At 69.6% G+C, this 14,366-nt stretch carries 13 protein-coding genes; 4 read left to right on the top strand and 9 right to left on the bottom strand.

The genetic code is table 11. The annotated features are described in order from the left end of the window. Window positions 1-2: 2 nt before the first annotated feature. A complete protein-coding gene (locus GWG54_RS06475; RefSeq protein WP_167937002.1) occupies window positions 3-317 on the top strand; it encodes a hypothetical protein in 315 nt (104 codons plus the stop codon). Between the two features lie 50 nt (window positions 318-367). Here the strand turns inward: GWG54_RS06475 and GWG54_RS06470 are convergent, their stop codons facing one another. The 4 genes from GWG54_RS06470 to argS all read right to left on the bottom strand — a co-directional run bounded on the left by GWG54_RS06470 (window position 368) and on the right by argS (window position 5,924). Beyond that, on the bottom strand, window positions 368-1,294 hold the full coding sequence (locus tag GWG54_RS06470; protein ID WP_167937001.1) for a universal stress protein: 927 nt from the start codon (window positions 1,292-1,294) through the stop codon (window positions 368-370). A 31-nt stretch (window positions 1,295-1,325) separates the two neighbouring features. Further along, window positions 1,326-2,633 carry a hypothetical protein gene (locus GWG54_RS06465; RefSeq protein ID WP_167937000.1) on the bottom strand — a complete coding sequence of 436 codons (1,308 nt, stop codon included), beginning with the start codon at window positions 2,631-2,633 and terminating at the stop codon, window positions 1,326-1,328. 136 nt (window positions 2,634-2,769) lie between these two features. Next, a complete protein-coding gene (prf1, locus tag GWG54_RS06460) occupies window positions 2,770-4,029 on the bottom strand; it encodes a peptide chain release factor aRF-1 (RefSeq protein ID WP_167936999.1) in 1,260 nt (419 codons plus the stop codon). Window positions 4,030-4,133: 104 nt separating this feature from the next. After that, a complete protein-coding gene (gene argS, locus GWG54_RS06455) occupies window positions 4,134-5,924 on the bottom strand; it encodes an arginine--tRNA ligase (protein WP_167936998.1) in 1,791 nt (596 codons plus the stop codon). Between the two features lie 143 nt (window positions 5,925-6,067). Between argS and GWG54_RS06450 the strand changes: the two genes are divergently transcribed. Continuing rightward, complete coding sequence (locus GWG54_RS06450; protein ID WP_167936997.1) at window positions 6,068-6,328, top strand: hypothetical protein; 261 nt, start codon at window positions 6,068-6,070, stop codon at window positions 6,326-6,328. A 43-nt stretch (window positions 6,329-6,371) separates the two neighbouring features. Here GWG54_RS06450 and GWG54_RS06445 read toward each other — a convergent pair whose 3' ends face one another. Further along, complete coding sequence (locus GWG54_RS06445) at window positions 6,372-7,529, bottom strand: pyridoxal-phosphate dependent enzyme (RefSeq protein ID WP_167936996.1); 1,158 nt, start codon at window positions 7,527-7,529, stop codon at window positions 6,372-6,374. Further along, the gene (locus GWG54_RS06440; protein ID WP_167936995.1) at window positions 7,529-8,488 is read right to left on the bottom strand and encodes a succinylglutamate desuccinylase/aspartoacylase family protein; all 960 of its coding nucleotides are present in this window, start codon (window positions 8,486-8,488) and stop codon (window positions 7,529-7,531) included. The genes GWG54_RS06445 and GWG54_RS06440 overlap by 1 nt, the downstream gene beginning before the upstream one ends. A gap of 150 nt (window positions 8,489-8,638) precedes the next feature. Here GWG54_RS06440 and GWG54_RS06435 point away from each other — a divergent pair, with 150 nt between their 5' ends. Next, window positions 8,639-9,796, top strand: coding sequence for a PQQ-dependent sugar dehydrogenase (locus GWG54_RS06435; protein WP_167936994.1), 1,158 nt, complete (start codon window positions 8,639-8,641; stop codon window positions 9,794-9,796). A 30-nt stretch (window positions 9,797-9,826) separates the two neighbouring features. Here GWG54_RS06435 and GWG54_RS06430 read toward each other — a convergent pair whose 3' ends face one another. After that, window positions 9,827-11,086, bottom strand: coding sequence for a magnesium transporter (locus GWG54_RS06430; RefSeq protein WP_167936993.1), 1,260 nt, complete (start codon window positions 11,084-11,086; stop codon window positions 9,827-9,829). A 39-nt stretch (window positions 11,087-11,125) separates the two neighbouring features. Further along, window positions 11,126-12,655, bottom strand: coding sequence for a stage II sporulation protein M (locus tag GWG54_RS06425; RefSeq protein WP_167936992.1), 1,530 nt, complete (start codon window positions 12,653-12,655; stop codon window positions 11,126-11,128). A gap of 196 nt (window positions 12,656-12,851) precedes the next feature. Between GWG54_RS06425 and GWG54_RS06420 the strand changes: the two genes are divergently transcribed. Further along, window positions 12,852-13,994 carry a rhodanese-like domain-containing protein gene (locus tag GWG54_RS06420; protein ID WP_167936991.1) on the top strand — a complete coding sequence of 381 codons (1,143 nt, stop codon included), beginning with the start codon at window positions 12,852-12,854 and terminating at the stop codon, window positions 13,992-13,994. Between the two features lie 10 nt (window positions 13,995-14,004). Here the strand turns inward: GWG54_RS06420 and GWG54_RS06415 are convergent, their stop codons facing one another. Beyond that, a complete protein-coding gene (locus GWG54_RS06415) occupies window positions 14,005-14,334 on the bottom strand; it encodes a nuclear transport factor 2 family protein (RefSeq protein WP_167936990.1) in 330 nt (109 codons plus the stop codon). Between the last annotated feature and the right edge of the window lie 32 nt (window positions 14,335-14,366).

Genomic DNA, 14,366 nt, shown 5'->3' with positions numbered 1-14,366 from the left:
CGATGGAGCTCTGGGGCTGGCTCGTCGGCTACGTGGCGCTGTTCGCCCTTCTTCATCTGGTACTGTACTACGCGTACGTTCGTCGCGAGGACGGGGACGGCGTGCGGTCCCCGTCGGTCGCCGACCCCGGCCCCAACCAGTCTCGATCCGGATCCTCGCCGGGGTCAGAACAGTACACGGGCGGGTCCGACGACGACGGCGATCCGGAACTCGAGTTCGACGGGGAGACGATACGGTGTCCCCACTGCGGAGCCAGAAACGACGCCGACCGGACGTTCACCTACTGCTGGAACTGCGTCTCCGCGCTCCGGCAGTAGGCCGCCTCGCCGGCCCTCGGCGCCCGACCGAACCGCCCTCGAGTCGGCGGTTACCGACGCCGCCCGTCGCCGCGGGCTCTCGCCAGCCGCTCGGAAACGTCGCCGACCCGCTCGAGGACTCGGTCGAGCCGCGACTCGGTGCGGTGTTTGACGATGAGGGCGGGACACTCGGCTTCGCGGGCGACCGTGTCGGCGACCGAGCCGATCACCGGCGGGCGGACCAGCCCGGTTCCGGTCGCGCCGAGGACGATCAGGTCGTGGTCGACCGCGACCTCGAGGATCCCCGCCGCCGAGTCGGGGGCGTCGACGACCCGCTGCTCGACGGGAACGTCCGGGAACTGCGCCGCGGTTCGGCGAACCTTCTCCTGTGCGGCGTCCGGATCGGCCATCGGTCCCTCGCCCGTCACGACCGAGAGGATGGTCACCGTCGCGCCGTTGGTCGCGGCGATGGCCGCGGCGACGTCGCTGGCGAGCCCGACGTGGGGCCCGCCGACGGTCGGCACCAGCACTCGTTCGACGCCGTCGGCGACCGTCCCCATCCGCTCGACCAGCACGTCGCAGGGCGGTCGCCGTAGGACGGGGTCGACGGAGGTACCGAGCACCGCGTCCGCGGCCGACGCTCGCTCGCGCCAACCCATCAGCAGGGCGTTGGCGTCGACCTCGCGGACGACGTCCCGGATGGCCCCAGGCACGTCGCTGCCGACCCGGAGGTCGGTCGTGATCGGCACCGCCGAAACGCGCTCGGCGCGCTCGAGGAGTCGCGTGCTGTCCTCGGCGTACTCCGCGGAGATGTGCTCGTCGGAGAACAGCAAGAACGGAGAGTTGACGGGCTTGTGTTCGATGGCGATCGCGTGAATCCGACCGTCGTGGCGGGCTGCCAGATCCGAGGCCGTCCGCAGCAACTGCTCGACGGCCCCCGGGTTCGCGAGCGCGACGACGATCGTGTACTGCCCCCCGACAGTGACATCCCCAGACATACTACTCGTTCGCACGCGACGGGCAAAAGGTTCACCCGTCGATCCCCCGAACCGCAACGGTCCGTTCGGCCGCGTCGTCGGGGCTCTCGACTCGAATCGGAAAGACGTCGGTCTCGGCGACGGGGTAGGTCTCGTAGCCGAGGACGACCGTCTCGGTCGTCCCGAACGGAACCGTAACGGTGGTCGTATCGACCAGTTCCCGATCGGTCCCGACCAGCAGTTCGATCTCCTGGGTCGTGTCGCCGACGAACATCATCCCGCCCTCGTTCGTGACCTCGACGCGGACCGCGAGCCGATCGCCGCCCTCGAGGGGCTCGTTCGTCGCGACGATATCGACCCCGAACGGCGGCCGGATTTCGGGGCCGTCGACGGTGACGAGCTCGCTCGTTCGCCCGTCCTCGCAGACGACCCGGGCCATCGTCGGATACCCCGCGGCCATCCAACCGGGTCCGGTTCGGGTGAGCGCCGTCTCGGCGCGCTCGCCCTCGAGCTCGTCGATCCCGACCACGGTGTGGTTCTGGCCCTCGATCCAGACGGCCCGATCGAGCTCGCCCGCGTCGTCGCGCGCGACGAGGGTGGTCTCGACGGCGTCGTCGATCCCGACGGCGGCGTCCGCGCCGGGATCGCTGTCGAGCGATTCGATCGACGGCCGTCCCCGACTCCGGGGATCGACCTCGAGGATCCACTCGTGACTCGCCGATCCCGACTCGGTCGGAACGGTGACGCCGATCCGGTGGGTGCCGACGTCCTCGGGCGCGGCGAGGTAGGCGCCCGTTCCGGTGACGTACGCGTAGTCGGTCGCCAGCGAGAGGTCGCCCGCGAGCGCGTCGTCGACGGCCCACTCGAGGTCGCCGGGTTCGAGGCGACGCCCCGCCGCGACCTCGAAGAGCACCGCGGTGTCCGGCCGAACCGCGACGCGATCGTCCGCCGGTCTGATCGCCGCGCTCTCGCCGTCGTCGGTTCCGACCACGGTAACGAGGCGCTCGTCGCTGCCACCGCTCGTCTCGAGCCGGACGGGGAACGTCTGGGTGCGCGCGACGCGGGGCGTCTCGTATCCGAGCGCGATCGACGCCCGCTCGTCGGCCTCGAGCTCGACGGTCCGTTCCGCCACACTCTCGGGATCGCGCCCGACGACGAGGCGAACGTCGACGGTCGTCGCTGCGGCGCTCTCGAGCACTCCTCTCACCTCGATCCGATCGCCGGCCGCGACTGGTGCGGTCGTCTCCAGGATGCGGGGATCGACGGCCGATTCCGAGCCGACCGCACCCGTCGTCGCGAGCGCCGTTCCGGCCGCGATCCCGGCGAGGACGCGCCGTCGTGGCTGTCTCCCCCACCACATAGTAGGCGATACCGTTCCGCCGGAGCGATAAGCGATCGTGGCCGTTCCGCGAGCAATCGCGGGTTTATCGGGGTGTAAGCTCCGCCAAAAGAGGACTTCGATTGCAGAGTTTGCCCGGAGGCCGCCAATCGCGGCTCTAGACGCCGGTGCTGTACCGCAGAATGCCGGCGAACCCGCCGAAGGCGTTGTACAGCTGTTCGCCCTTCTCGAAGTCCGTCGAGATGAACTTCGTCTCGGTGCCGCGTTGTTCGGCGATCTCGATGAGGTGGTCGATGGCGTCCTCGCGGTCCTCCTCGGTGGCCTCGACCTCGCTGCCGCAGTCGCTGCAGGTGTGGTCGGGCGTCGACTTGCGCCGATCGATCACCTCGCGATCGGTGTTGCCACACTCCGGACAGTCGTAGATGACGACGTCCTTCCGGAGGTCCTCGCTGATCAGCAGACGGTCGACCGCGCCCATCATCAGGTTGCGCCGGGTCTGTTCGAACCCGTACGTGGCGAGCTCGCCCGCGTTGAGCTCCTCGAAGAACTCCTCCATCTGCTTTTTGTCCTTCATCACCTCGGCGTCGGCCAGGGCGTCCTCGGCGTTGTCGACGAGGTCCTTCAGGCCGGACTCGTCGGTGTAGGCGACGTCGAACTTCCCGATCACGTTGTCCTGGATCTCGTGGTGGAGGTAGTCGCCGTCGAGGAACTCGTCTTTGGTCGGCGAGGGCCCGCCGACGAGGATGCCGTCTAACTCGTGTCGTTTGGGCACGAACAGATCGTTTGCCATCCCGGCGACCTCCTGGTAGAAGTTGTCGATCGCCTCGAGGCGCAGCCGGGCGAACCGCTGTGCGGACTGGCCACCCTTGCGCTGCTTGCCCGGCACCAGCGAGGAGGCGGACTTGACCGCCTCGACGCGTTTGCCCTTCAGCCAGCCGACGTTGGCCTCGCGGCGATCGAGAACGATCAGCCCGTACAGGCCCTTGTCGGCCATCATCTCCTCGAGCGGTTCGATGAGGAAGTCCGAATCGCAGTGGTAGCGGAACGACTCGACGGGCTGGGGCGGACTCTCTAAGACCTTCGTGACCATCTCGGTCCGGCCGCCGCCGGAGTCGACGGCGCCCGAGAACAACACCATGCCGTTGTCTGGCGGATAGGTGTCGTAGTACCGCAGTCGGTCCTTGATGCTGGTCAGCGCGTCCTGGACGGCCGTCCGGGTCTGCTTGGACTTGATGTTGGCCGCCTCGCTGTGTTCCTGCGTGACGTGTTGGACGACGTCGCTGATCTGGCGGTCCTCGGGGATGTAGATCGAGACGAGCTGCGTGCCGGAGCCGTCGAAGTCCTTGAGATCCTCGATGACCTTCCGGAACTCGTACTTCTTCCGGTCGGATTGCTCCTGCTCGGCCTCCTGGCTCATTGTCGGTACACAACGGAGCTGTGGCTAAGTATCCTTTGACACGCGCGACGTCCGTCGATGGGTCACGCGGCCAGCGAGCCGCCGAACCCGATCGATCGCGCCGTCTACATCGAGCGCGGTGCCTCGACGCCCAGGATCGAGAGGGCGTTCGCGACCGCGTGCCTCGAGGCCGCCACGAGCGCGAGGCGGGCCTCCCGGACCTCGGGATCGACGTCCTCGGCGAGGACGGGACACTCCCGGTAGAAGGCGTTGAACCGGTCGGCGAACTCGCGGGTGTAGGTCGCGACCTGGTGGGGCTCCAGGTCGTCGGCGGCTTCCTCGACGACCGCCGGAAACCGGGCGATCGTCTCGAGCAACTCCCGTTCTGCGGGGGTCTCGAGCAGGTCGGCGTCGGCCGCGGACTCGAGGTCGAGGTCCTGGTCGGCCAGTGCCGTCTCGGGATCGAGTCCAGCCTCCTCGAGGATGCCACAACAGCGCGCGTGGACGTACTGCACGTACGGGGCGGACTGGGCCTCGAAGTCCAGCGCCTGCTCCCACTCGAAGGTGATCGCCTTCGCGGGCTGTTTCGAGACGATGTCGTACCGAACTGCACCGATCCCGACCTGGTGGGCGATGCGTTCGACGTCCTCGTCGTCGAGGTCGTCGTCGCGGATGCGGTCGTCGAGGCGCTCTTCGACCTCCTCGCGGGCGCGGTCGACGGCCTCGTCGAGCAGGTCGTCTAGATCCACGCCCGTACCCCGCCGCGTCGACATCTTCCCCTCCGGGAGGTTGACGTAGGAGTACAGCACCTGCCGGAGCGGGTCGGTGTCGTTACCGAGCAGCTCGAGGGTGGTCCGGAGCTGGCGGGCCTGGAGCTTGTGGTCCTCGCCCAGCACGGTTACCGCGCGATCGTAGTTGTCGAACTTCCACTCGTGGTGGGCCAGGTCCCGGGTGGGGTACAGCGAGGTGCCGTCGGCCCGCAGGAAGACGAGGTTCTTGTCGATCCCGTACTCGTCGAGCTCGAGCTGCCAGGCCTCGTTCTCGTAGACGGCTTCGTCGAGCTCCTTGAGCCGCGCGACGAGCTCGTCGGTGTCGCCGTTGCGCATGAACCGCGTCTCCTTGACGAACTCGTCGAACTCCGCGGGCAGGCGGGCCAGACACTCCGTCATCCCACCCAGCACCTGATCGACGACCTCGCTGACCCGCTCGTAGGCCTCGTCGTCGCCTTCCTCGAGACCCTGCATGATCGACTCGATCTCGGCCTCGGCGTCGGCGACTTCGTCCTCGGAGCCGTTCTCGAGGAAGGCGTTGCCCTTCCGGTAGTAGCGCACGAGGTCGTACTCCGGGCGGTCCCGCTCGGGCTCGCTCTCCAAGTCCGACTCGTCGAACGTTTCGTAGGCCCAGGTGAAGACGGCCATCTGGCGGCCCGCGTCGTTGACGTAGTAGTGGCGGTCGACGTCGTAGCCGGCGTACTCGAGCAGGTTGGCGACGGCGTCGCCGATGATCGGGTTCCGCGCGCGCCCGACGTGGACCGGTCCCGTCGGGTTCGCGCTCGTGTGCTCGACGACGACGCTCTCCCCGCGGTCCTCGAGGGCGCCGTAGTCGGCCGCCGTCGCGCTCTCGAGGGTGGACTCGAGGTAGGCCTCGCTCGGCAGGAAGTTGAGGTACGGTCCCTGGGTCTCGATCGCCTCGACGTACGTTAGCTCGTCGATGTCGATCTCTTCAGCGAGTTCGGCGGCGACCTGCGGCGGCGGGGCCCCCGCCTCGCCGGCCAGCCGGAAGGCCACGCTCGAGGCGAGGACGCTGTCGACGTCCTCGGGCGGTTCTTCGATCCCGAGATCGTCGGTCGGATAGTCGAGCGTCGAGAGCGCCGTCTCGAGGGCGCTCTCGACCTCCGCGCGTAGGGAGAGGAACATACCCGCCCGTATTCAGGGGGGAAGTAAAGGAATGTCGGGTTCCGCTTTGCCCTCTCGCGTCGCCCCGCAGTCCGGCGATCTCCGCTCGAGCCCTGAAATGGACGGCCGCAGTGTCAACCGTTGCCGCAGCGTCCGGCGAGTGCATGACGTCGCTAACCGAAGCCGACGACGCCGAACGCGGCGAATCGAACGCCCTCGAGGACACCCCGATGTCGTCCGGGGATCCCGTGTCGGTGATGGCCGCGCTGTCGGTCGCGTACTCGTGGTACCTGTTCTACCTCAAGGAGGACAGGGTCGCCGGCCTGTTCGTCGGCCTCTGGGCGCCGACGCTGCTGGGCGCCGCGGCGTACTTCCAGCAGAAGGAGCTGTACGCGAAACTCGAGGAGGGCCTCACGTTCGCGTAACGTCCGGCTCGAGCGCGAAGAAATCGCGGGACCGACACGATTCTTACTCGATTTTCAGCCCGCTGCCGGTCAGCGGGACGACGACGTCGGCGTCGCGAGCGAGGACGCCGCGCTCCCGGTACCGCTCCAGGGCCGCCGGCGCGACCGCGGAGGTCGGCTCGACGTAGAACCCGCCGCGGTGGAGTCGCCCGAGGGTGTCCTCGATCGTCGACGGCTCGAGGGCGAGGACGTCGCCGTCGGTCCGCTCGATCGCCTCGCGGATCTCCTCGAGGCGGACGGGCTCGGCGATCCGGATCCCGTCGGCGACGGACGGCTCGTCGGGGTCGGTCGCGGTCCCGTCGGCGACGGCGTCGGCGATCGGCGCACACCCCGCCTCCTGTCCCCCGAGCAGCCGCGGAACCTCGTCGATGACGCCGCCCTCGGACAGCAGCGAAAAGCCCCGGTAGGCGCCCAGAAACAGGGTGCCGTGGCCGACGGGGAGCACGACGGCGTCGGGCGCCGTCCAGCCGCGCTGGGCCGCGATCTCGAAGGCGAACGTCATCGTCCCCGCGTAGAAGGCGGGGTTCCAGGCGTGGCTGGCGTACCATCCCGCGCCGGCCTGACGGGTGGCGGCTTCCGATTCGGCGTCGCCGGGACCGTCGCCGCCGTCCCCGTTCCCGCCCTCGACCGCCTCGATGCAGGCGTCGGTCACGTCCTGACGCGTTCCCTCGATCCGAACCGGACTGGCGCCGGTTCGCTCGATCGCGCCCAGCTTCGCCGCCTTCACGTCCGCGGGAACGTAGATCTCCGCGTCGATCCCGGCTCGAGCCGCGTACGTCGCGACCGCGGCGCCGGCGTTGCCCGAGGAGTCCTCGAGCACCCGGTCGACGCCGAGGTCGGCCGCCCGGGAGAGGGTCGTCGTCGCGCCCCGATCCTTGAACGAGCCCGTCGGGAAGACGTACTCGAGTTTGAAGTCGGCATTCCAGTCGGGGGCGTCGACCAGCGGGGTAAAGCCCTCGCCCAGCGAGACCCGCTCCTCGAGGGGGAGCCACGGTTCGAAGTTCCAGAGCCCGCGACCGGGTTCGAGTTCGAGCGCGCCCGGGTCCTCGGGGAGCGGGCGGTCGGCGAACTCGAGGGGGGCGCCACAGGCACAGCGCCACGGCTCGTCGGGGCCGGCCGCGTAGACGGTTCCGCAGTCGGGGCAGGTGAGATCGGCACTCATCAGTACTCGTCGATGTCCGTCGCGACCGAACAGACGTACTCCCCGGTCGCGACCTGCGGGAGCCGACGGATCCGCCAGAGGATCCCGTCGCTGTCGGCGGTCACCGTCTGCTTGGGCTCGCCGAAGGGCGTCGTCACGGTAAACAGCGTGTCGCCGGCGCTTACGCGGTCGCCGAGGTCCGGCTCGAGGTCGACGAGCCCGCCGGCGGGCGCGCCGAACTGTTCGAACCCCTTCGCGCGGGTCTGGGGAGCGGGATCGCGCTCGCCCTCGAGGAAGCCGTAGTACCGCAAGACGTTGAACACGCCCTCGACGCCCTTCCGGACGCTGCTCTCGTCCAGGCCGACGGCGCCGCCGAGCTCGGGGTCGACGGTCGGGATCCCCTCGTCAGGCGCCGCGCGGGCGAGCTGGCCCTCGGGGCCCTTCTGGTCGAGGATGTAGCCGCAGCCGAAGACCTTCGCCAGCTCGAGACACTCGCCGTGGAGCCGGTGGCGGGTGCCACAGCGAACCCGGACCTCGTCGATCATTCGGCTGGTCGACCCCTGGTGGAGATCCAGGATGAGGTCGGCGCGGGTGGCCGCCTCGAAGGTCGCGGCCGCGATCCGCTCGCTCGAGGTTCCCGCGGCGTTGCCCGGGTACGCCCGGTTCATCTTCGTGTCGTCGATCGGGTTGCGGTGCTCGGCCACCTGGAAGGCGTGGTAGTTGACGATGCCGACGATCAGGATCGTGCCGCTGAGTTCGGTCGGATCGAGCTGCGGGACGACGCGTCGAACGACGCCGACGCCGTGGAGTTCGTCGCCGTCGCTTACCGCCTGCATGTAGAGAGTCTTGCCCGACTTCGCGCCGTTTACCACGGCGACGGGGAGCCCGAACGGGCTCCCGTCTCGAGTCTCGCCGACCTCGAGACGGCCCGTGTCGATCTCGCCGGGGTCCGCGCTCGCCGTTCCGAGCGTCGTTGTCATGTGTTCTGAGGTTGAACCCGTCAGCCTTTATTGATTCGGTTAGATCCCGCCAGGAGCGGGCGGATCGCCCCTCGAAACGACGGCTCGCGAAGGCGGGGGATCGGCAGCCGCCGTGGAAGCTTTTTACCCGCCAGGGTCGGAGACCCCTGCGTGAACCGACGCGCGATTCTGGCCGCCTCCGGCGGCGCGCTCGCGGCGACCGTCGCCGGCTGTGCCGACGTGCTCGAGGCGGGCGACAACGACCTCGCGGTCGAGGCGGTCGCAGACGGCTTCGCCCACCCCTGGAGCCTAACGGTCCTCCCGGACGACGGGCGGCTGCTCGTGACCGAACGGGAGGGACGACTCTCGGTTCTCGATCCGAACGACGGCGACGTCGAGGCCGTCGAAGGCGCCCCGGAGGTGTACGCGGAGGGCCAGGGCGGGTTGCTCGACGCCGCCTTCCACCCCGGGTTCCCGGACGAGCCGTGGCTCTATCTGACCTACGCGACGGCCGGCGGCGACGGCGAGTCGACGACGGCCCTCGGCCGCGGCGAGCTCGACCTCGAGGCGGGGAGCCTCGAGGGGTTCGAGGAGCTGTACGCCGTCGAGCCGTTCGTCGACTCGGACGGCCACTTCGGCTCCCGGGTCGTCTTCAGCGAGGACGGCGCGGTCTACGTCACCGTCGGCGATCGCCAGTCCAAGGCGTTCGGCCCCGACCACGTCGCCCAGGACAGGACCACCGGGCTCGGGTCGACGCTGCGGCTCGAGCCCGACGGCTCGGTCCCCGAGGACAACCCGTTCGTCGACGAGGACGGCCTCGAGGGCGCGATCTTCAGCTACGGCCACCGCAACGCCCAGGGGATGACGGTCCACCCCGAGACGGGCGCGCTCTGGCAGTCCGAACACGGCGAGGAGGACGGCGACGAGATCAACGTCGTCGAGGCGGGGGCGAACTACGGCTGGCCCGTCGCGGGCTACGGCTGTCGGTACGGCACCGACGATCCCATCGGCGAGGAGTCTCACGAGCGCGACGACGTCGTCGACCCGGTCTACCACTGGGAGTGTGGCTCCGGGGGGTTCCCGCCCGCGGGGATAACTTTTTACGATGGCGACAGCGAGGAGTGGGCCGGCGATCTGTTCGTCGGCAACCTCGCCGGAGAGTACCTGGGCCGGTTCACGGTCGACGGCACCGACGTCGAGGAGCACGAGCCGCTGCTCGAGGGACGGGGGTGGCGGGTCCGGGACGTCGAGGTTCACTCTGGGACGGGCGCGCTGTACGTCGCGGTCGACGGCGCGGACGCCCCGGTCGTTCGGCTGACCCCCGAGTAGGCGATCGACGGGGTCTCGACGCGACCGCCCTTATAGCAAGATTGCCCGGGCCAGTCCGAGGAAGACGAAAAACCCCAGCACGTCGGTCGCGGTCGTGATGAAGATCGTCGCGGAGGTGGCCGGGTCGATCCCGAGCCGATCGAGCAGGAGCGGCGTGATCGCACCGAAAAAGCCCGCGATCACTAGGTTCGCGACCATCGAGATCCCGATCACGGCACCGAGGAGGATTCCGAACTCGGCGAAGGAGAACGCGATCGCGACGACGGCAACGAGCGCGCCCGTGATAAGGCCGTTGACCGCCCCGGCGATCGCCTCGTTGACGACGACGCGTTTGCCGGTGTCGAGCGAGACCTCGTTCAGGGAGATCCCCCGGACGGTGACCGCCATCGCCTGCGTGCCGGCGTTCCCTCCCATCCCGGCGACGACCGGCATGTAGGCGGCGAGGATGGCGACGGCGGCGATCGTCGACTCGAACAGCCCGACGACCGCCGCGGCCATAAACGCCGTTCCGAGGTTGAGAATTAGCCACTTGTACCGTCTCCTGACCTTCTCGCCGGGTCCGTCGAGGACGCTTTCGGCCTCGTCGACCCCGGTGAACTCGTAGAGGGTTTCGCCCCGCGCCTCCTCGAGCAGCGTCAGGAGGTCGTCGGCGTGGATCACGCCGAGAACGTCGCCGTCCTCGTCGAGCACGGCGACGGTCCGCTCGCGGTTCCGCCGGAACACGTCGAGCACCTCCTCGTCGTCGCGGTCGTACCGGACGTGTGGCGTCTCCCGAACGTAGTCGTCGAGCGTCTCGGCCCGCGGATCGGCCACCGAGAGCGCCGCACCCGGGAGCTCGCCGAGGAGCCCGTCCTCGTCGGTGACGAAGATCGTCGGCACGCGGCCCGTTCGCTCCTCGAAGCGCCGAACGCGCTCGGTCACCGCGGAGAAGTCGCGATCCCGATCGACGGTGACGTAATCGAGGCTCATCAACCCGGCCGCGCTCTCGGGATCGAACGACAGCAGGAAGTCGATCTTCTCGCGGCGTCGGGCGTCCAGCGTCGCGAGCAGCGCCTCGCGGGTCTCCCCGTCGGCGTACCCCAGAACGTCCGTCACTTCGTCCGGATCGAGTCGGTCGATAAACCGCTCTAGCTGGGTCCGATCCATGTCCGCGACGAGCGTCTCCCGAACCGCCTCCGGGAGCGCGAAGAAGGCGTCTCGCCACTCCCGTCGCGGGAGGTCGGTGAACGGATCGGACGGCTCCGGAGACGTCGCGATCGTCTCCCGGACGTCTCGCAGCTGACTGGCCATAGTCCGAAACGGCAGATGGGCTACTAAGTCGTACCGATCTCAGAGGAACGGCTCGTAGTAGTACGGGCTGACGAACCCCTCCACGAACCCCGCGACGGCGAGCACAATCCCGAGACCGACGACGACCCAGAACGCCCGCTCGAGCGCGTCGACGACCTCCCGTCGGCTCGCGCGCCCGCGGAGCCCTCGCCAGCCGATGGCCCCGAGCCAGAGCCCGAGCGCGCCGGCGACGAGGATCGCAGGTACCTCGAGGAGCCCGTGAGGGAGGACGAACGCCGCGAGCTCGGCGAGTTCGACCTCGAGCCGGGCGGTGACTCCCATCACCAGTCCGTTGAACGCCAGCGCGACGAACGCCGGAACCGCGAGCGCGAGCCCGCCGAAAGCGGTCGTGTACGCGACCGTCCAGTTGTTCCCGAAGAACTCGACGGCGGCCGTCGGCGGGACGTGGCCCTCGAGGCGGGCCGCGATGGAGGTCTCGGTAGTGCCGACCAGTGGGTCGGCCAGCTCCCAGCCGGCCCAGAACGTGCCGACGGCGGCGGCGACGACGAACGCGTGCAACAGCGGCGTCGCCCGGACGAACGAACCCAGCTCGGCCCAGCCCCGCCGGAGGCCGTCGGCGACGCGACGCCGGAACGACCGTTCGGGCGCCGACGGCGGGGAGAGCCGTCCCGTCGGGCCGCCGTACAGCCCGACTTTCAGCAGGTCCAGAAACGGGAGGGCGACGAGGGCGGTCAGCAACGCCCCGATCGAGGGGACCTCGAGCACCACGAACACGCTCGTGAGAGCCGACAGCGCGACCGTCGAGCCGACCGCGAGGACGTAGTAGAAGCCGGCCGCGATCGGGTGGCGACGGAGGAAGCCGACGGTCGCCGACAGCGAGCCGACCACGCCCGCGTCGTCGACGACGACGGCGGCGGGGGCGAAGGCGAATACGGCTCGGATCGCCGCGAACGCGACCGCGGCCGCGAGCAGGGCGGGGAGGGCCACGAGGGCCGCCGCGGCGCCGGTCCCGGTCGCGGCGGCGAGCGCGCCACCGATCAGCGCGGCGCCGGCGATCCCGATCGCGCCGACGGCGATCCAGGCGCCGATCTCGAGGAGGTAGAGGCCGACGAACCGGAGCCAGAACCGCTCCGCTCCGGCGAGGCCGACCGCCAGCCCGCGGTCGTCCCGGAGTCGACCGTAACAGGCCGACAGCTGGCCGGCGGAGACGGCCCCGTAGAGCACGACCGCGAGGACGATCGACCCGAGGGCGACGGCCGCCGCCAGCAGTTGCACCTCGAGCGGAAACAGCTGTTCGGCCAGCGGGACGACCTCCTCGGCCCAGGCGTCGAACGCCGCCGGATCGGCCTCGGAGTCGGGCGGCTCGAGGGCGCCGGGCTCGAGGTCGGCGAGTGCGGCGTCGAGTCGCCCGGAGAGCTCGAGGTAGACGACGGCGACGGCGATCCCCAGAAACGGGAGGACGCGGACGATCGCCGGGATCGCGGCCCCGAGCAGGTAGAAGGGCAGGATGTCGGCCGGCCGGCGTCGCAACGCCGCGACGGCTCCCGCGACCGCATCGGACAGTGTCATGCTCCCGAGTTTTTCGATCAGCGGGATGAACTTATCGCTCCCGCCGTCGCTCGTCGGCGCGGGGCCCGGATCTCCTCGAGGACCGCGCGAACCCGTGGCGGTCTCCTCGTCCTCGAGGGGACGGTTCGCGAGGAGACACGGCGGTGCCGACGCGTGCTGTGGGGACGTTTACGTCGATCGCCGACGTACCACGCGCATGGTTACGACCCTCACCGCGGACCGACTCGCCGAACTGCAGGACGGGGACGAGGAGTTCGCGCTCGTGGACACGCGGCCCGAGGACAGCTACGACTCCTGGCACGTCCCGGGCGCGTTGCACTTCCCGTTCGGCCCCGACGAGGAGCTCGACGGCCGCCTCGAGGAGTTCGAGGAGCTGGTCGGCGACACGGAGCGAGTGATCACCATCTGCGCGAAGGGGCTCTCCTCGGGGAACCTGGCGACCCAGCTCGAGTCGGCGACCGACGCCTACGCGGTCGAGACCGTCGACGGCGGGATGAAGGGCTGGAGTGGCGTCTACGACACGGTCGAGATCGAGGGGACCGGGGACGCCCGGATCGTCCAGATCCAGCGTCGCGCGAAGGGGTGTCTGGGCTACGTCGTCGGCTGCGGGGAAACCGGCGAGGCCGTCGTCGTCGATCCGACCGCTGACACCGACGAGTTCACGGTCGCCGCCGAGGAGGCCGGGCTCTCGGTCGTCGGCGTGATCGACACCCACGTCCACGCCGACCACGTCTCAGGGGGCCGCCAGCTCGCCGACGAGCTCGAGGTACCGTACTACCTGAGCGAGCGCGCGACCGAACGCGACGTCGAGTTCGAGTACGATGCCCTCGAGCGCAACGAGGTGCTCGCGGTCGGCGAGCGCGAGCTGAAGGCGATCGCCTCGCCGGGCCACACCAGCGAGATGATCAACGTCCTCGTCGACGACCGAGCGCTGCTGACGGCCGACACCTTGCACGTCGACTCGACGGGCCGGACCGAACTCGAGTTCAGCGAGGACGAGGGCGAGGAGGGCGCGCGAATGCTCTACGAGACCCTCCATCGGACGATCCTGGCCGAACCCGAGGGAATCGTGGTCCTCCCCGGTCATGTCACCGTCACGGCCGACGGCGAGTTCGCCCACGGGGCGCCCGGCGAGGAGATCTCGACGACGATCCGGGAGGCGCGCACGGGGATCGACGCCCTCGAACTCGACGAGGAGGCGTTCGTCGACCGATTGGCCGACGCCGGCGAGAAGCCCGCGAACTTCGAGGAGATCATCGAGCGCAACCGCGGGGCGCTCGAGCTCGCTCCCGAAGATCGGGTCGAACTCGAGATGGGGCCGAACAACTGCTCAGCCTGAGTGTGACCCGTCAGCGACTGTAGGTCTCGAGGCGGGTGATCGCGCCCGCCTCGATCCGGAAGAAGTCGGCGAACGCGAACAGCGCCGACCCCGTCTCCTCGTCGACCACGCGTCCCCGAACCGCGACGTCTCCCCCGTCGGCGAGGACCGCCTCGAGTTCGTGGCGCGTCGCCTCGTTCGGGCGGTCCTCACGCATGAACCGCACGAACGACTCGCGGCCCTCGAAGCGGCGGTCGGGGCGTTGCTGGACGAACGCGGGCGCGAGGACCTCCTCGAGGGCGTCGTACTCGCGGGCGTCGAGCGACTCGTAGTAGCGGTCGACGAGGGCGACAGCGTCCATATCAACGGGTCTCGGGGGCAGGACCAAAAGTA

This window comes from Natronococcus sp. JC468 (assembly GCF_012163165.1).
Taxonomy (GTDB): Archaea; Halobacteriota; Halobacteria; order Halobacteriales; family Natrialbaceae; genus Natronococcus; species Natronococcus jeotgali.
This window is presented reverse-complemented; position numbering and strand designations above follow the sequence as displayed.

Coding starts and splice junctions, on each gene's coding strand:
- GWG54_RS06445 (WP_167936996.1), bottom strand. CDS start 7,529: ATGAGTGCCGATCTCACCTGCCCCGACTGCGGAACCGTCTACGCGGCC.
- GWG54_RS06415 (WP_167936990.1), bottom strand. CDS start 14,334: ATGGACGCTGTCGCCCTCGTCGACCGCTACTACGAGTCGCTCGACGCC.
- argS (WP_167936998.1), bottom strand. CDS start 5,924: ATGTTCCTCTCCCTACGCGCGGAGGTCGAGAGCGCCCTCGAGACGGCG.
- GWG54_RS06475 (WP_167937002.1), top strand. CDS start 3: ATGGAGCTCTGGGGCTGGCTCGTCGGCTACGTGGCGCTGTTCGCCCTT.
- prf1 (WP_167936999.1), bottom strand. CDS start 4,029: ATGAGCCAGGAGGCCGAGCAGGAGCAATCCGACCGGAAGAAGTACGAG.
- GWG54_RS06450 (WP_167936997.1), top strand. CDS start 6,068: ATGACGTCGCTAACCGAAGCCGACGACGCCGAACGCGGCGAATCGAAC.
- GWG54_RS06430 (WP_167936993.1), bottom strand. CDS start 11,086: ATGGCCAGTCAGCTGCGAGACGTCCGGGAGACGATCGCGACGTCTCCG.
- GWG54_RS06470 (WP_167937001.1), bottom strand. CDS start 1,294: ATGTCTGGGGATGTCACTGTCGGGGGGCAGTACACGATCGTCGTCGCG.
- GWG54_RS06425 (WP_167936992.1), bottom strand. CDS start 12,655: ATGACACTGTCCGATGCGGTCGCGGGAGCCGTCGCGGCGTTGCGACGC.
- GWG54_RS06440 (WP_167936995.1), bottom strand. CDS start 8,488: ATGACAACGACGCTCGGAACGGCGAGCGCGGACCCCGGCGAGATCGAC.
- GWG54_RS06420 (WP_167936991.1), top strand. CDS start 12,852: ATGGTTACGACCCTCACCGCGGACCGACTCGCCGAACTGCAGGACGGG.
- GWG54_RS06465 (WP_167937000.1), bottom strand. CDS start 2,633: ATGTGGTGGGGGAGACAGCCACGACGGCGCGTCCTCGCCGGGATCGCG.